The following is a 16,516-nucleotide window of genomic DNA, read 5'->3' as shown; positions in this document are numbered from 1 at the left end:
GGGACGACGTCGATCCGCTGTCGGGGCACCCGCAGGCGCTGGGCCGTCGTCGCCGCGACGTACCGGGTGAGCGCGTGGAAGCGGCGGGTGCCGCGGGCGGTCGCGGCGTCCAGGGCCTGGAACGAGCCGAGCCCCGCTACCCCCACGGCGCCGGACGGCGGATCGGCCAGGCTGGACACCACCGGCGTCCCGGCGGCGAGGGCGGCGGCGCGGGCGAGCAGGTCGGAGCGCCGGGCCCCGGCGTGGCGGGTGGTGTGGACGAGGTCGGGACGGCGCTCGCGGATCAGCCGGTGCAGCGCGGCCGCGGTCGCGGCGCGGCCGGGGCGCCCGACGGCGAACACGGCGGCGCCCGCCTCGGTCAGGGCGGCCTGACAGCCGTCGGGCGCGTCGTGGAGGTAGGCGACGTCCAAGCCGACGCCCGCGCGCACCAGTTGGGGCGTCATCGCGACCAGGGCCCGCCCTGCTGCGCCCAGCCGGCTGACGTCGTCGATCACCTGAAGCACACGCACAGGCCACCCCCGCCCTTCACCGGGTGCGTCCGTTCTCCCGTGCCGGACGCGCCCTGACTGCCGATCAGCATCGCAGGTGGCCCGCGCGGCCCGCCAGGGATTACGTACGAGGGGAACGCCACACGGCGCCGGCCGGAGGGGGACGGTGGGGCGAAGTGGGGCGCACGGCGGTCGCATCCGGCGCACGACGGCGGGCGGCCAGCGCACGCCAGGGGTATCCGCGCGGGCGCACGGACCACCACCGGGTGGTGCGAAGGGGCTGTCGCGCGCGTGACGCTGTGCCAAGGTCGGTGCCATGCCCGACGACACGTGCGATACGTCGGCCGACCCGGCCGAAACCCGTCCCCGCATCCTGCACCTGATCAGCGATTCGCGCCGCAGCGGCGCTCAGAACTTCGCCCGGGACCTCCACCACGAGATGCGCCGGCGGGGCCAGTCCTCCGCCCTGATGGCCCTCGCGCCGAACCCCGGCTCCCGCTCCTCCCCGCGCCCGCGGCCGGGGCAGCGCATCGAGCAGCAGCCGGACGACAGAGCGGACCGCCGCTCCGAGGAGCGCGCGATACCGCCCGGCGCCCGACCGCAGGCGGCTCCGGCGGCCCTGGCGGCTCTCGAGCCCCTCGCGCCCCTCGCGCCCGACCATCCGGACGCGCCGGCCCCCTCCTCGTCCGCGTCCCTCCCCTCGAACCCCTCGAACCCCTCGAATCCCTCGCAGGACTCGCCCTTCGCGCCTGACGCCCCCGGCGCGCGCACCGCGACCGTCCTCGGCCCCGGCCGGCTGCGACCCTCCACGCTGCTGGCCCTGCGCTCCGCCGCCCGCGCCGCCGACGTCGTCCTCGCCCACGGCTCCGACACCCTCGCCGCCTGTGCCCTCGCCCTGGCCGGGACCCGCAAGCCGTTCGTCTACGTGTCCGTCGGGCACCCCCGCTACTGGACGGGGACGGCCCTGCGCCGGGTCCGCGGCAGCGCCCTCCTGCACCGGGCCGCGGCCGTCACCACGCTCACCGACGAGGCCAGGACCGTCCTGGAGGAGCACTTCCGGCTGCCCGACGGCAAGGTGCGGGTCATCCCCAACTCCCGTGCGGCGGGGAGCTATCCGCCGGCGGAGGGGCAGGACGAGCGGCGCGCCGCCCGGCACGCGCTCGGCCTGCCCGCGGACGTGCTGCTGGTGGCCTGGATCGGCGCGATCGCCCCCGAGAAGCGGCTCGACCTCGCGCTCGACGTGCTCGACCGGCTGCCGGACGTCCGCCTCGCGGTCGCGGGGGACGGTCCGTTGCGGGAGGTGCTGGCCCGCCACCCGGCGGCGGCCCGGGCCCACTTCCTCGGCGCGCTGCCGGACCCCGTCCCGCTCTACCGCGCTGCCGATGCGGTGCTGCTCACGAGCGACAGCGAGGGTGTGCCCGGCGCGCTCATCGAGGCGGCGCTGGCCGGGGTGCCGGCGGTGGCGACGGACGTGGGCTGGGTGCGGGAGGTGGTCCGGGACGGGGCGACCGGTGCGCTCGTTGCGCCCGGGGATCCGCTCGCCCTCGCGGAGGCGCTGGCCAAAGTGCTGGCCTGCAACCGCGCGGGCCTCGGCGCGGCCGCCCGGGAGCACGCGCTGGCGCACTTCGAACTCGGCGCGGTCGTGGACGCCTGGCAGCGGCTGGTCGCCGAGGTGTGGGCGGAGAGCCGGGCGGGAGCGAGACGGGTGACGGCGAACAGATGACAGATGACAGATTTCAACATCTGTTATCTGTCATCTGTCATCTGTTAGTTGTCCGCCGTCCTTCGTCCGCCGCCCTCCGTCCGCTGCCCGTCACCCGTCACCCGTCACCACGTGTACGCTCCGCTACGCCGAACGAGCGAATCCGGCCCCACTCGCCCTGCGACGACTGGCCGGTAACGAACCGTCACGGCCACACTGCCCGGTGTGAATCCTGCGAAGTCCGAGAAGCCCGAGACTCCCGTGAAGCCCGTGACGTCGGCGAAGCCCGCGAGGTCGAAGGCGCTGCTGCGGTCCACCGTCCTGCTCGCGGTCGCCGCCGGGATCGCCGCGTCGCCCGTCCAGGCCGGCGCGGCCGTCCACCGCCAGCCCGCCGAGGGCGTCCAGTACGTGAAGCTCGACCACCCGCAGCCGGTGCGCGAGGCCGCGCGTACCGAGGCGGTCGAGTTCTTCTGGTACGACTGCGGCCACTCGCAGCAGCTCGAACAGCCGCTCCAGGCCTGGTCGGAGAAGCACCACGCGGACGTCGCCCTGCGGCGCGTTCCCGCGATCTGGCAGGGCGGCCCCGACGAGGGCGTGCAGCGCGGCCATGCGCGCCTCTACTACACGCTGGAGCGCCTAGACCTGGTCGAGCGCCTCCAGGTGAGCGCGTTCCGCACGGTGCACAACGACAAGGCCGACCTCACCACCGAGGCCGCCGCCACCGACTGGGCCGCGCGCCACGGCGTCGACCCGCAGCGGTTCCGCGAGGCCTACCGCTCCCCCGAGGTGGCGCGCGCGGTCGACGATGCGGCCGTGCAGTTCGTCCGCTACGGCGTCAACGAGCTGCCCACGGTGGTCGTCCAGGGCGAGTACCGCACCTCGCCGACCAAGGCCGGCAGTGTCGACGCGATGCCCGAGGTGTTGGACTACCTCGTCCAGCAGGAGCAGCAGCACAAGCGCTGACACGCCCGCCCCCGCCGGGCTGGTGACGCGTGATCAGGAAGCGCGCCCATACCTTCCATATAACCGCTTCAGTGATGTTTACTGGTTAGTATGAGCGAGCTGACGATCCCGCACGTCCACCACCGCCACGTCGATCTCGACGGCCTGCGCGTCTTCTACCGCGAAACCGGCCCGGCCGACGCCCCCGTCCTCCTCCTGCTGCACGGATTCCCGTCCGCGTCGCACCAGTACGCCCGCCTGTTCGACGCGCTCGGCACCCGCTACCGCCTGATAGCCCCCGACTACCCCGGCTTTGGCCACAGCGACAGCCCCGCACCCGACGCCTTCCGCTACCGCTTCGACACCCTCGCCGACGTCGTCGAGCGCTTCTGCCTCGCGCTCGGACTCGACCGCTTCGCGCTCTACGTCTTCGACTTCGGCGCCCCCGTCGGCCTGCGCCTGGCCACCCGCCGGCCCGAGTGGATCACCGGCCTGGTGGTCCAGAACGGCAACGCCTACGACGAGGGACTCTCCGACCAGGCAAGGGAGTTCATCGCCAACCGGCACGGCGTCGAGGGCGCCGGTGACCGGGCCCGCGCGATCCTCACGCTGGAGATCACCCGCAGCCAGTACGAGGGCGGTACCGCCGACCCGACCCTCGTCGCCCCCGACGGCTGGACGCTCGACCAGCACTTCCTCGACCGGCCCGGCCGCAAGGACATCCAGGTCGAACTCGCCCTCGACTACCACTCCAACGTCGAGCTCTACCCCGCCTGGCAGGAGTGGCTGCGCACCAACCAGCCACCCACGCTGATCGTCTGGGGCCGCAACGACCCGTTCTTCACCGAGGCAGGCGCCCGCGCCTACCTGCGCGACCTTCCCGACGCCGAGCTGCACGTTCTCGACACCGGGCACTTCGCGCTGGAGGAGAAGCTGCCCGAAATCGCCCCGCTGATCGACGACTTCCTCGCACGCACTCAGAAGTGACGTGTACGGCAGGAGAGTTCAGTCACGTCGCAGCAGGTACGTGACGAACCCGAGCGTGCCCCGGTAACCGTGCAGCCATTCCGTGCGGTGCCGGTCGGCGGCCTCGCGAACAGCGGTGGCGTCGGGGTCGTCCGGGTGGTCGAGCGCCCACTCCGCGAGCGTGCCCGTCCAGTCGAACTCGTAGGCGTCCCACTCCTGTTGGCTGCTGACGTGGCCGTCGACCGGCGTCCAGCCGTTCGTCGTCAGCCGGTCGGTGGTGGTGGCCAGGTCCGCGTAGTCGTCCCGGTTCGCGCCGAGCCCCTCCAGTGCGGCCTGGGACGGCTCGCGTTCCCAGAAGCCCTCGCCGATCAACACCCGTCCGCCCGGAGCCAGTTGTTCACGGACGGCGGCCAGGGTCGGCAGCAGTCCGCCGAAGGCGTGCGTCGCGCCGACGACGAGGACCAGGTCGAACGGCTCGGCGGAGGCGAACTCCCTTACGTCGACGTGGTGGAGGCCGATCCGGCGTACCACGCCCAGCGCGGTCGCCGTCTCCCGGGCCCGGGTCAGCGCGTCCGGGTCGAGGTCCACCCCGACCGCCCGCCACTGCGGCCGCGCGGCCAGCGCGCGGACCAGCCAGGCGCCCTCCCCGCAGCCGAGGTCCAGCAGCCGGCCGGCTTCGGCGTGCCCGGTGGCGCGCTCCAGCAGGCGGGCCACCGACTCGTCCGCGAGCGGTGCCGCGATCGGGTGGCGGGCATGGGCGAGACGGGAGAGCCGTTGACGGTCCATCCGAGCAGTATGGATCCGCGGCGGCCGGTCGCGCTCGGAATCGGGCTCGTAATCGCGCAGGGGCCGCTCACCAGAGCCGAATCCGGAGCTCAATCCGGAACCGAATACCGCAAGCCCAGCCGTCAGGCCTGCTGCGAGTACGTCCGCCCCTTCCAGGCCGCTCCCCGCCCCCGCCAGTGCTGGACGGCCGAGTCCACCGTCATCAGCAGGTACATCGCCGCCGTGAACGGGAGCAGCAGCACGGCCGGAGCGGGCTGCCCGTAGTACCGGACCATCGGCAGGTACGTGCCGGCCATCAGCGCCCAAGCCGCCCCGCCCGCCACCGCGACCGCCGGAGCCCCCGCGACCAGTCCGGCCACCGTCGCCACCGGCGGGACCAGGTACACCAGGCAGAGCCCGAGCACCGTCCCGAGCAGGAGCAGCGGCGAGTGCCGCAGCTGGGCGTACGCGCTGCGCGACACCATCCGCCACAGCTGCTCCAGCTGCGGGTACGGCCGGACGCTGTCCACCTCCCCGGCGAGGCCGAGCCAGGTCCGCCCGCCCGACGCCTTGACCGCGCGGGCCAGCGACACGTCGTCGATCACCGCGCCCCGGATCGCGGCCACTCCGCCCGCCCGTTCCAGCGCCTCCCGCCGCACCAGCGAGCAGCCGCCCGCCGCGGCGGCCGTCCGCCCGCCCGGGCGGTTGCTCCGGCGGAACGGGTACAGCTGGGCGAAGAAGTACACGAACGCGGGCACGATGAGGCGCTCCCAGCAGGTCTGCACCCGCAGCCGGGCCATCTGGGACACGAGGTCCAGCCCGTTGCTCTCTGCCGCGGCCACCAGTTCGGCGAGCGAGTCGGGGCCGTGGGCGATGTCCGCGTCCGTCAGCAGCAGGTACTCCGCGTCCGGTCCGGCCAGTTCCACGCCGTGCCGCAGCGCCCACAGCTTGCCCGTCCAGCCCGGTGGCAGCGGGGGAGGGGTGGTGACGGTCAGCTCCAGGCCGTCCATCGTCCGCAGCTCCGCGGCCAGCGCTCCGGTGCCGTCCGAACTGTGGTCGTCCACCAGGATCACCCGGGCCCGGCCCGGGTACTTCTGCGCCAGCAGCGTCGGCAGGCTCAACGGCAGCACCTGCGCCTCGTCCCGGGCCGGCACCACGATCGCCGCCTGCGGCCAGCGCACCGGCGGCCGGCGTGGCGGGAGCCGCACGTCGGTGCGCCAGAACGACCCGTGGCAGCACGCCAGCCAGAGCCAGACCAGCAGGGAGGACGCGGCGATCCACAGCAGGACGGTCACTCCGGCAGTCTGCCGCAGAAGGGGCCCGCAGGGGCGGATCGACTAGAGTCTTGCCCCGTGAAGATCGCACTGATGGACTCCGGAATCGGCCTGCTGGCCGCCGCCGCCGCGCTGCGCAAGCTGCGCCCGGACGTCGACCTGGTGCTCTCCTCCGACCCCGCGTCGATGCCGTGGGGCCCGCGCACGCCCGAGGAGATCACCGATCTCGCGCTCGGCTGCGCCCGGGCCGCGGCCGCGCTCGAACCCGACGCGCTCGTGGTCGCGTGCAACACCGCCTCCGTCCACGCGCTCGCCGCCCTCCGGGCCGAGCTCGAACCGGCGCTGCCCGTCATCGGCACCGTCCCCGCCATCAAGCCCGCGGCGGTGCTCGGCGGGCCGGTCGCCATCTGGGCCACCCCGGTCACCACCGGCAGCGCCTACCAGCGCGGACTGATCCGCGACTTCGGCGGCAGCGCGGACGTGACGGAGGTCGCCTGCCCGGGGCTCGCCGACGCGGTCGAGCACGGCGACGACGCCGCGATCACCGCGGCGATCGCCGACGCCGCGGCCCGGACGCCCGCCGGCACGTCCGCACTCGTCCTCGGCTGCACCCACTACGAGCTGGTCGCCGACCGCATCCGCGCCGCCGTCGCACTCACGGCCGCCCCCGACCTCGTCTTCCACGGCTCCGCCGAGGCGGTCGCCGCCCAGGCACTGCGCCGCGTCGCCGACCCGAGCCGCACCGGAACGGCCACGACGACGGTCCTCCACGCCGGCGTCCCCGCATCGCTGCCGCCGGCCGCCGCGCTCTACGCCGAGTCCCGCGCCCTGGTGGCCCCGACGCTGGCGGTGTAGCCGCAGCTTGCGCATAGCGGGGGGCGTCCCGGTAGGCCGCCGCTCCCTACGCCGAGTCGCACACGCTGGCGGCCCGGACCGTCGCGCTGCACCTCCACCAGCGCGCACCCACCCGGCGCTGGAGCCGGCACGACGGCGTTCCCGCCAACCGCCGTCCCCTACGCCAAGTCCCGCCCCCTGGCGGTGTAGCTCCGGCGTGCGTCCCCTCGACGGGTCCGAGCCGCCGAGGGACCCCACGCCGGCAGCGGGCACGATGACGGTTCTACGTGCCGGTGTCCGTGCCGCGCTGTCGCCCGCCGCCGAGTCCCGCAGGTTGGTGGCCCTGAACCGGGCGGTGTGGCTCAGGTAGTGCCCGCGTCGCCGACGGGTGCCGCGCTGGCAGCGGGCACGACGACGGTTCTCCGCCCGGGTGTCCCTGTCGGGCTGTCGCCGGCCGCCGCGCCCTGCGCCGAGTCCGCAACCTCGCGGCCCGACCCCGGCCGTGTGGCTCAGTCAGGGCTCGAACCGCTGACGGGTGTGGCGAACCGGCACGGTTGTGGTCTTCCGCATGGGCGTCCCCGCCGCGTTGGGCACGCTGGTGGCCCCGGCTGCGCGTCCTACCGGGGCCCGAGCCGACAGGTCGGGGCGGGGACGACGGCGGCTCTCCGTGCCAGCGTCCCTGCCGTGCTCCTGCCGGCGGCCGCTCTCTGCGCCGATCCCGGCACGCTGGTAGCCCTGTCCTTGGCGGTGTCGCTCCGGCCCGGCGCCGTGGCCGGGGCCCAAGCCGTCGGCGCTCGACGCGTCGGGGCGAGGATGACGGCCGTTCTTCCTGCTCGAGTCTGCGCTTCTGCCGACTGCCGTTCTCTGCGCTGAGCCGCTCGCCCCGTCGGTGTATGTCGAGCGTCGCCGACCCGGGCTGGCGCGGCGACGCTCCTCCATGGCCGGCGCTCCCCGCGGCTGGGTCCCGTACGCTGCTGGCCCGGACCCCGGCCGTGTACCTCCGGCCGCGCCGCGTTGCTGACCGGGCTGGCACGGCGATGCTCCCCCAAGGCCGCCGCTCCTGCCGCCGGTCCCGGTCCTCGGGCTCTGCACCTCCACCAGCGCGCACCCACCCGGCCCCCCAACCGGCGACGGGCGCCGCGTGGGAAGTCGATCGAGTCGACTTTCCACGCGGCGCCCGTCGGCTTTCCCGGCCTGTGCGTGTACCCGCCCCCTACCCGACCGGGCGGCGGCGCCAGCGGCGGTAGGCGGGTTCCAGGCCGGAGAGGATCGTGTCGAACTGGCGGGTGCTGGTCGTGGAGTCGACCTGGAGGCGGCTGATCTGGAGCGGGTGGGAGGGGATCCGGGGTCCGAGGCGGTGGTCGGAGAGGAAGCCGAGCCGGTAGCCGAGCTCCTGCAGGACGGTTTCGGCGCGGGGGTCGTGGCCGCCGTCGGGGTAGGCGAAGGCGATGGGGGGTTCGCCGAGCCACTGGGTGAGGGCCTCGTGGGCGCCCGAGATCTCGGCGCGGACGGTGTCGTCGTCGCAGCGGCCGAAGCACGGGTGCCCCTGGGTGTGGTTGCCGATCGCGATGCCGCCGTCGCGCAGGTCCCGCAGGTCGGCCGGGGTGAGCTGTTCCTGGCTGGGCGGGCGGCGGTCGGCGCTCACCCGCAGCTCGTGCAGGCTGCGGCGGCGGTCCGGGTCGGGCATGGCCTTGAGCCGGGGGAGCAGCTGGGAGGGGTGTCCGCAGTCGAGGGAGCGGGCACGGCCGCCGTGCCGGGCGAGGAAGTCGGCCTCGTGCCACCAGAACGGCCGCTCGGTGCCGATGAGCTCGGAGATGACGAACGCGGCGGCCGGGATGCCGCGGGCGTCGAGGGCCGGCAGCGCGTGGGTGAGGACGCTGCGGTCGGCGTCGTCGAACGTCACCAGCACGCTGCGCGGCGGCAGCGGCCGCTGCTCGGTGACGGCCTGGAGGACGGCGGCGAGGGAGACGGGGGTGGCGAGTCTTCGCAGCCGGTCGAGCTGGGCGCCGAACGACGCGGGGTCGGTGACGCCGTGGTAGGCGAGGACGGCGAGCCGCTGGGCGGCGCGAGCCCGGAAGACCGGCTGGACGGGGGCGAACCGCAGCCAGTCGACGCGCTCGTTGCGGCGCCCGGCCCCCGTCGGAGTGCCGAGGTCCCACCCGCCGTGCGGCTCGCCCTGGCAGCCGACGAACGGTGCCACCGCACGCACGCCGGGTGCGGAGGTGAAGGCCGTGGTGGACACGGACGAAACGGACATCAATGAGCCGGATCGCGACGAAACGAGCCATGGCGAGCCGGACAGTGACGAAACGGGTCTGGACGACACGGATGACACGGACGACACGGATGACAAGGACGAAACGGACAGCGGTGAAGCGGACATCGGCACGACGGACATCGGCATGGCGGACATCGACGTGGTGGGCTGGGAATGCGGCACGGTTCCCCCTCGGTCGCCGAGCGGCGTGGCGGTACCGTCGGAGGACGGAGCCCGGCCTCCGACCCCAGTGGGCGGCGGCTCCGCCCCCTGGGTATTCCGGTCCGTGGCGGGGGGACGAACACCCGCACCGCGGACGGCTCCTGGATCGCTCAATGTAGTGGGAGACCCTCGCCCCCGGCGGATGGTTGTGCTGGGTGGACGAGGATTTTTCGTGGACCGAATGTGGAGGTGAATTGCATGCTCACGGCAGGAGTGAAGGGTCGCGCTGGGTGCCGGGGGCATCACCGCGCGCGGGCTGCTTCGGGCGCCGGGCCGGGGTACCTTGGGCTCATGGCAGATGCGGACCGTGATCCCTTCCACCTGCACGGCGCGACCCGGATGGCCCGCGCGTGGAGTGGCGGCGCCCTGGTGACTCACCAGATTCCGCTCGCCGTGGTGGGTCTGGCCTGCCTGGCGCTGGGGATCGTCGTCGCGGTGATCGTGCCGGACAGCGGCGGTCCTGCCTGGGCGATGGCCGTTGCCGGGTGCCTGGCGGCGGGGGTCCTGCTGCTCGGGCGGATCGTGTTCGGCCTGCTGCGCGACCGCCGCCGCGCCGCGCTCTGAAGCGCCGCGCCCGATCGCAGCGCGTGAACACGCTGCGTGACCACGGCGCCGGTACGCCGGTCCTGAGCACCGAGCCCGGTCCCTCACTCGAACGCCGAGCCCGAGCGCTGATCCCGAACGCCGATCCCGCGCACCGAGCGTGAACACCGAACGCGAACGCCACGACACGCACTGAACTCGCGGAACTCCGTGCGCCCGGTGCAGTCCGCGAAGTCGGCAAACTCGGCGAACTCGGCAAAAGCAGCCGAAGCGGCCGGATTTCGGCTGGTTCGGTAAAGCGTTCCCCACTTCTTTCACCATTCCCGGGCGACGCCTTCAAACCTCCCCTTACGGTGAATGCGTTCTCTTGGAGGGGTTGCGATGAGCGGCAGCGCCGGGACCGGTGGGTCGGATCCCGCCAGACAAGCGCCGGGATCATGAAGCGCGGGGGCGACCTCGCGGTGGCGGCCCTGGCCGGGATCGTCGCGGTGCCGCTGGGGCTGGTGATCGCCGTGCTGCTGCGCTGGGCGGCCGACGGGCCGGTGCTTCTGCGCCAGCCCAGGGCCGGCCGGCACGGCCGCGTGTTCCACGTCCTGCGCTTCCGGACGGACCGGCGGGGACGGATCGGGGAACTGCTGCGCCGGACGGGCCTGGACGAGCTGCCCCGGCTGTGGAACGTCGCCCGCGGCGAGATGGGGGTGATCGGACCCCGGCCCGCGCACCCGGAGCAGGTGGTCGGCTACGACCGCCGCGAGCGCGCCCGGCTGGCCGTGCGGCCGGGCCTCACCGGCTGGGCGCAGCTGCAGGCCCGCGGACCGTCCGCCCGGCTGAGCCGCCCGGAGTGGGCGGAGCTGGACCTCTGGTACGTCGAGCACCGCTCGCTCGGGCTCGACCTGCGCATCCTCGGCCTGACGGTCAAGGCACTGCTGTGCCCGGCGGACGGGACGGCGGACGGCGCCTCGAAGGGGACGGCGGACGGTTCGTCGGACGGTCCCGTACGGTCCGTCCGCTGAATCGGTTCGCCTGGGCGGCTGGGTAGGCTGCGGCTCATGGCCATTCCTCAGTTTCTCGCCGAGCTCCGTTCCGTGGTGGGCAACCGCCCGCTCTGGCTGAGTGCCGTCGCCGGTGTCGTGCTGGACGACCGCGACCGGGTGCTGCTCGCCAGGCGGTCCGACGACGGGCGGTGGGCGGTGGTGGGCGGCATCCTCGACCCCGGGGAGGAGCCGGCCGACGGCGTGGTGCGCGAGGTCCTGGAGGAGACGGGCGTGGTGGCGGTGCCCGAGCTGCTCGCCTCGGTCTCCGTCACGGAGCCGGTGACGTACCCGAACGGCGACGTGACGCAGTACCTGGTGCTGACCTTCCGCTGCCGCGCGATCGGCGGCGAGGCGCGGGTGAACGACGACGAGTCGCTGGAGGTCGGCTGGTTCGCGCTGGACGGGCTGCCGCCGATGATCGAGCTCGAACACGAGCGGCTGCGGCACGCACTGGAGTGCGACGGTCCTGCGGTGTTCTCGTGGGAGGGCAAGGAGCGCCCCTGACGGTCCCCGCCCGGTCGACGCCCGGCGTCCGGTCGACGCGGACCGGCGGGCCCGGTCCGTCCACCGATCGGTTTGCGCCAAAACCTCAGCCCTTGTGCTGGCGGTAGGCCTCCTCGGCCGCGTCCAGGACGGCGGCGAGGTCGCCGCCCGCGGTGGCGGTCGCGACGGCGGCGACGGTGCCCTCGACGAACGGGGCGTCGGCGAAGCGGACCGGGAACGGGAGGCCGTGCTCGTCGGCGTCGGCGAGCAGGGCCCGGACGGTCGAGACCGCGCTGCCCAGGTCGGCCAGCACGACCACGCCGTGGCCCTGGTCGACCCGGCGGGTGGCGGCGGCGACCAGGACGGCGCTGATGCCGGGACCGGCGGCCGGGTCGCCCCCGGTGGCGGCGACGGGGGCGGGGGAGTCGGATCCGGTCAGCGCGAGCGCCAGGGCGCGGACGGCGGTGGCCAGTTCCTGGCTGTGCGACACCAGGACGATGCCGACCCGGCCGTGCGCGGGTGGCCGCCCGGGGGTCGGCCGGGGCAGCGGGGCGCCCGAGGGCGGGGTTCGGGGCGCCGGGGGGTGGGCCGAGGGGGCGTCGGAGATGGGGATGACATCGGCGCGGGTGCCGTCCCGGCTGCTCATCGGCTGCTCCCTGCGGGGGTCTGTGATCTGGGATCTGGGGTCTGCGGTCTGGGAACTGCGGTGTGGGATCTGCGGTGTGGGATCGGGATGTGTGGCCTGGGATCTGCGGTGTGGGATCTGTGGTCGGTCCGGGGATCGTCCTCACTCTCCCAGCTGCCCGCGGCCCCGCCGGGCGGACACGCTCGACCGCCCGCCGGGCGCCGCCCGTCCCTGGCCGGGTGGAGACCTCGTCAACCCGCTGACCGGGGCGGGCGGGTGTGGCTAGGCTGGCCGGGAAAGCCGTCGGGAGGAGACCGAACAGTGGCATCGAACAGCGGGATTGACGTGGAGACGGCCGGCGCCCAGGGAGCCGGGGCCGGGCCCGAACTGGCGCCCAGCGGGAAGCCCAAGGTGGACTTCACCGGCGCGACGTGGCTGTGCAGCAGCCAGGGGGTCGGGGACGTCCAGATCGCGTTCGTGGACGGGTACATCGGGATGCGGGACGGCCGTCAGGAGGACGGGCCGGTGCTGGTGTTCACGCCGGGCGAGTGGCGGGCCTTCGTGCTCGGCGCGCGGGACGGCGAGTTCGACCTCACCTGAGTCGTCGCCCGAGCCCGGGAGGGCGAGGGAGGAGTCGTGGGGCGGCCCCGGGAGCCGGGGTTCGCCCCACGGGCGTTCCCGGCCCTTCCTGGCCCTTCCAGGCCCTTCCCAGGCTCTCTCGGCCACCCCGCGAGCGGGCCGTCGGCCGGACCGTCGGCCGGGGCGCCACGGACGCCGCCACCGCCGCCGTCACGGGCCGATTTCGGTAACGATCATCACAACTGATGATCTATTGATCGTGCCTCGTCAGAATTTCTGTTGACTGTTAGACAAACGCAGCTCAGAGTATGAGCACAGGCAGACGCCGTGCCCACCGCCCCCACGCGGCCAGACACGGCGCCTGCTGTGCGGCCCGGCAGCATTGCCAGGCCATCCTCCCAGTAGTCCCCTGCGCACCGGGGTGCGTCGGCCGGTCCCGGCCCACGAGGGGCCGGCAGTCGCCGGGAGGCTGGCGCCGGATCCGAGAGCGACTCGGACCGCGGCACCTTGTGCTCGGGACCCGCACGCCCCCACGCGGCGGCGTCCCGAGCAGATCCACGGGAGCGACGGGCCGGGGCCCCGCGGATCTGGCTCTTGTGTTTGCACGGAACTACATGAACTGCATGAACTGCACGGAACTGTTGGCTTGTGGCTGTGCTGTGTGCGACGACGAAGCTGGGTGCTCGGCGGATCGGCACGACGATGTGCACAGTGAGGGATACGCGTGTAGGGCCGCGTTGCGACGTGCCGTCCCCCCGGAGGGTGAAACCCAGAACGGCTGTCGTGCTGAACCGAACGTAGCCCGGACGGTTGCTCAGAGTCAACATTGGTCTCTGAGCGTGGATCTCCCGCCGGTGCCCCACCCACCCCGCGAGCGCGGTGTGCCGGACACGTACGATGTTCCCATGTCTTTTCTCCGCCGTCGCTCCGGACAGCCCGCCGGCCCGGACTTCGACGTGCTCGCGATGGACCCGGGCGACTGGCCCGGCGACTTCGGTGCGGCCATGATGACCGGCCCGGACGGCTCCTGCCAGGGGATTTTCCTGCGCTACGACCTGTTCGGCGGCAGAGGCCCGGCGATGTTCATCGGCAACCTCCCGGAGGGCTCGCCCGCCCGGGAGACCGGCGACAGCGTGCCCTTCGAGGTGCGGCAGCTGCTCGCGGCGCTGGAGAACGACGAGCCGGTCGACTTCGTCTCGGCCGAGGACTTCCCGGTCATGCTCGGGGACGACCTCCTGATCGTGAAGAAGGTCAAGGTCAGCGAGGAGCGCGTGTTCTGCGCCCAGTTCGGCCGCAGCGACGGCGTCCAGGTCACCATCGCCTCCTGGGACCGGCCGATTTCGGACGACCTGTACCAGCTGCTGAAGCCGCTCCCCGCGGACATGTTCCAGCAGGGCTGAAAACCGCCGTTCGGCTGTCGTTCGTCCACTGCCCGTCCGCCGTCCACCCGGCGTCCGTCCGCTGCACGTCCGCTGCCCGCCCGATATACGTCCGGCGCCGGTCGGCCGCCCGGCCCCCGGGGCCGCTGCTTGACGGTTTCGATCATCGGTTCGTACAGTCGCGGACATGTCGTGCCGTCTCCCGCTGCTGACCCGCCGCAGCTATCTGGACCTGCGGCGCACCGCCAGCGCGGCGTGTCCGGGCTGCTGAACGGCGGAGCGCGCCCGGCCGAGCGGCCGGTGCCGATCCGGGGGCGGACCCCGCACTGAGCCGGGCCCCGACCTTCGGGCCGCCGACCCGCCGGCCGAGCCCGCCCGGCGGGCCGCCCGCAGTTGCCGAGCCCCTGCTGCCGCCCGGAGGCACCCGCACCATGACCACGACCGCCGCCGACCCGTCGCCCGTCGCCGCCGCCCTCGCGGGCCTGCCCAGGGTGGTTGACCTGCTCGCCGCCCGCGCCGAGGAGCACGACCGGGACGCGACCTTCCCCTACCAGGGCATCGAGGCGGTGCACGAGGCCGGGCTGCTCACCCTCACCGTGGCGCAGCGGTACGGCGGTCCGGGCGGCACACTCGCGGACACCGTCCAGGTGCTGTCCCAACTCGGGCGCGGGGACGCCTCGGTGGCCGTCGTGACCGCGTTCACGCTGCTCCAGCACGCCGAGCAGGCGCGCCGGGCGCTGTGGCCGGCGGCCGGTTACCGGCGGCTGCTGACGGAGTCCCGGCGCGGTCCCGCCCTGGTCAACACGCTGCGCGCGGAGCCCGGCGGCCGTCCGGGGGCGTTGCCGGAGACGATGGCCCGGCGGGACCGGGACGGCTGGCGGCTCACCGGCCGCAAGACGTTCTGCACCGGGGCCGAGGCGCTGGCCTGGATGGCGGTGACGGCGCGGACGGACGAAGCGGAGCCGCGCATCGGCACGTTCCTGGTCCGCGGCGAGAGCGAAGGTCTCGAGATCGATCCGACCTGGGACCAGCTCGGTCTGCGGGCCAGTGCCAGCCACGACGTGGTGCTGGACGCGGTCCGGGTGCCCGCCGAGCTCGCACTGGGGCTCACGCGCCCGCGTGGTCCCGGGGAAGGGACGGGCGCGGAGGAGCGGACGGCGGCAGGGCGGGCCACGGAGGCCGAACTCGCCCGCGCCTGGCACGATCTGGCCCTCTCCGCGGTCGCGGTCGGGGTGGCGCGGGCGGCCCAGGGCTGGCTGGTCCGGTTCCTCAGCCAGCGGACTCCGGCCAATCTGACCGAGCCGCTCGGGATCCTGCCGCGCTACCGCTGCGCGCTCGGCGAGATCGAGGCCCAGCTGATCGGAGCCGAGGAACTGGTCGAGGGGCTGGCCGCGCGGGTGGACCGGGGCGAGCGGGAGGCCGTCGACCGGACCGGTCCCGCCCACCTGCTGGCGACCCGGGCGGCGACGGCCGCCGTCCAGCAGGCCGTCGCGCTGACCGGCAACCCGGGGCTGAGCCGACGTCACCCGCTGGAGCGCTACCTGCGGGACGTGCTCAGCAGCCGGGTGCATCTGGCGCCCGAGGAGGCCGTCCTGGAGGCCGCCGGCCGGGCCGCCCTGGAGCGCGGCGCCCGGCCGTAGCGGTCTGCCGTCCGGTCTCCTCCGGCGCCGGGTGCACCCGGCTGCCGATCCGGCCGGGACCCAGGCCCGCGAACCTGGCCGCCAGCCCGGCCGACAGCCTGGCCGCGAACGCGACCGACAACCTGGCCGACAACCTGGCCGGAATTGATCGTTCAGCGGGTTCCCACGGCGGCCCGGACGGCCCGGCGGGCCAGCGCGGCGTCGTCGTAGAGCCGGCGGATCATGATCCGCTGCTCCTCGCCCGCGCCCGGGACGTCGTAGAGCCGGATCTCCCGCATCAGCACCAGCACCAGGTTGATCAGGAACGCGTCCCTGGCCATCGTGCCGCCGCTCTGCGCGAGTTGGCTGATCTGACGGCGCGCCGCGGTGTCGCCGGACAGGACGCTCCACAGCACCGCCAGGTCGTAGCCGGGCAGGTACCAGCCCGCCTGCTCCCAGTCGACCAGCACCGGGCCGGACGGCGCCAGCAGCATGTTGCTGAGCAGGGCGTCGCCGTGGCAGAGCTGGAGCGGGGTGTGGCCGAGGCCGTGCAGCAGGCCGCGCAGGTCGCCGGCGTCGCGGTCGGTCAGCTGGCCGACCGAGTGGTAGCGGGCGATCTCCATCTGGTAGTCCAGCCGGGGCTGGAACACGTCGGTCGGCGGGCGCCACAGGTTGAGCGTCCGGACGGCGGTGAGCAGCGCCCGCACCTCGCCCGGGGTGGCCGTCCGCGAGGACGTAGTAGCCGGGGCCGGTCTGCCTCAGGGTGTGCGTGACGAAGATGTTCCAGAGGCCCATGCTCTGGCC

Annotated in this window: 15 protein-coding genes and 1 pseudogene; 10 read left to right on the top strand and 6 right to left on the bottom strand. The window is 74.1% G+C overall.

Annotation, left to right across the window (positions count from 1 at the left end):
• Positions 1 to 509: glycosyltransferase (locus tag AB0O00_RS14865; RefSeq protein ID WP_363651730.1), on the bottom strand; the 509-nt coding region annotated here is incomplete at its 3' end.
• A 295-nt stretch (positions 510 to 804) separates the two neighbouring features.
• Between AB0O00_RS14865 and AB0O00_RS14860 the strand changes: the two genes are divergently transcribed.
• The 3 genes from AB0O00_RS14860 to AB0O00_RS14850 all read left to right on the top strand — a co-directional run bounded on the left by AB0O00_RS14860 (position 805) and on the right by AB0O00_RS14850 (position 4,119).
• Entirely contained in the window at positions 805 to 2,211 is a 1,407-nt protein-coding gene (locus AB0O00_RS14860) for a glycosyltransferase family 4 protein (protein WP_363651728.1), read from the top strand.
• A 204-nt stretch (positions 2,212 to 2,415) separates the two neighbouring features.
• A complete protein-coding gene (locus AB0O00_RS14855; protein WP_363651726.1) occupies positions 2,416 to 3,153 on the top strand; it encodes a thiol:disulfide interchange protein DsbA/DsbL in 738 nt (245 codons plus the stop codon).
• 90 nt (positions 3,154 to 3,243) lie between these two features.
• A complete protein-coding gene (locus AB0O00_RS14850) occupies positions 3,244 to 4,119 on the top strand; it encodes an alpha/beta hydrolase (RefSeq protein WP_363651724.1) in 876 nt (291 codons plus the stop codon).
• Positions 4,120 to 4,137: 18 nt separating this feature from the next.
• On the opposite strand, the gene AB0O00_RS14845 is transcribed toward AB0O00_RS14850, so the two are convergent.
• On the bottom strand, positions 4,138 to 4,884 hold the full coding sequence (locus tag AB0O00_RS14845; RefSeq protein WP_363651722.1) for a class I SAM-dependent methyltransferase: 747 nt from the start codon (positions 4,882 to 4,884) through the stop codon (positions 4,138 to 4,140).
• A gap of 122 nt (positions 4,885 to 5,006) precedes the next feature.
• Positions 5,007 to 6,149, bottom strand: coding sequence for a glycosyltransferase (locus AB0O00_RS14840; RefSeq protein ID WP_363651734.1), 1,143 nt, complete (start codon positions 6,147 to 6,149; stop codon positions 5,007 to 5,009).
• A gap of 66 nt (positions 6,150 to 6,215) precedes the next feature.
• On the opposite strand from AB0O00_RS14840, the gene AB0O00_RS14835 reads away from it, so the two are divergent.
• Complete coding sequence (locus tag AB0O00_RS14835) at positions 6,216 to 6,992, top strand: aspartate/glutamate racemase family protein (RefSeq protein ID WP_363651720.1); 777 nt, start codon at positions 6,216 to 6,218, stop codon at positions 6,990 to 6,992.
• 1,192 nt (positions 6,993 to 8,184) lie between these two features.
• Here the strand turns inward: AB0O00_RS14835 and AB0O00_RS14830 are convergent.
• Complete coding sequence (locus AB0O00_RS14830; RefSeq protein ID WP_363651718.1) at positions 8,185 to 9,213, bottom strand: polysaccharide deacetylase family protein; 1,029 nt, start codon at positions 9,211 to 9,213, stop codon at positions 8,185 to 8,187.
• A 528-nt stretch (positions 9,214 to 9,741) separates the two neighbouring features.
• Here AB0O00_RS14830 and AB0O00_RS14825 point away from each other — a divergent pair.
• The 3 genes from AB0O00_RS14825 (at position 9,742) to AB0O00_RS14815 (ending at position 11,531) form a co-directional block, all read left to right on the top strand.
• On the top strand, positions 9,742 to 10,014 hold the full coding sequence (locus tag AB0O00_RS14825; protein WP_363651716.1) for a hypothetical protein: 273 nt from the start codon (positions 9,742 to 9,744) through the stop codon (positions 10,012 to 10,014).
• 416 nt (positions 10,015 to 10,430) lie between these two features.
• Entirely contained in the window at positions 10,431 to 11,006 is a 576-nt protein-coding gene (locus AB0O00_RS14820) for a sugar transferase (RefSeq protein WP_363651714.1), read from the top strand.
• Positions 11,007 to 11,042: 36 nt separating this feature from the next.
• Positions 11,043 to 11,531: an NUDIX domain-containing protein gene (locus AB0O00_RS14815; RefSeq protein ID WP_363651712.1), complete on the top strand. Its 489-nt coding sequence runs from the start codon at positions 11,043 to 11,045 to the stop codon at positions 11,529 to 11,531.
• Between the two features lie 85 nt (positions 11,532 to 11,616).
• Here AB0O00_RS14815 and AB0O00_RS14810 read toward each other — a convergent pair whose 3' ends face one another.
• Positions 11,617 to 12,156: a PTS fructose transporter subunit IIA gene (locus tag AB0O00_RS14810; RefSeq protein ID WP_363651710.1), complete on the bottom strand. Its 540-nt coding sequence runs from the start codon at positions 12,154 to 12,156 to the stop codon at positions 11,617 to 11,619.
• A 366-nt stretch (positions 12,157 to 12,522) separates the two neighbouring features.
• Between AB0O00_RS14810 and AB0O00_RS14805 the strand changes: the two genes are divergently transcribed.
• The 3 genes from AB0O00_RS14805 (at position 12,523) to AB0O00_RS14795 (ending at position 15,733) form a co-directional block, all read left to right on the top strand.
• Complete coding sequence (locus AB0O00_RS14805; RefSeq protein ID WP_363651732.1) at positions 12,523 to 12,735, top strand: DUF397 domain-containing protein; 213 nt, start codon at positions 12,523 to 12,525, stop codon at positions 12,733 to 12,735.
• Positions 12,736 to 13,619: 884 nt separating this feature from the next.
• A complete protein-coding gene (locus AB0O00_RS14800; protein ID WP_063350170.1) occupies positions 13,620 to 14,114 on the top strand; it encodes a hypothetical protein in 495 nt (164 codons plus the stop codon).
• 410 nt (positions 14,115 to 14,524) lie between these two features.
• The gene (locus AB0O00_RS14795) at positions 14,525 to 15,733 is read left to right on the top strand and encodes an acyl-CoA dehydrogenase family protein (RefSeq protein ID WP_363651708.1); all 1,209 of its coding nucleotides are present in this window, start codon (positions 14,525 to 14,527) and stop codon (positions 15,731 to 15,733) included.
• A 152-nt stretch (positions 15,734 to 15,885) separates the two neighbouring features.
• On the opposite strand, the pseudogene AB0O00_RS14790 reads toward AB0O00_RS14795, so the two are convergent.
• Positions 15,886 to 16,422, bottom strand: a pseudogene (locus AB0O00_RS14790) (phosphotransferase); the annotation flags it as partial.
• Between the last annotated feature and the right edge of the window lie 94 nt (positions 16,423 to 16,516).

This window comes from Kitasatospora sp. NPDC093558 (assembly GCF_040683475.1).
In the GTDB taxonomy this organism is placed as follows: Bacteria; Actinomycetota; Actinomycetes; order Streptomycetales; family Streptomycetaceae; genus Kitasatospora.
This window is presented reverse-complemented; position numbering and strand designations above follow the sequence as displayed.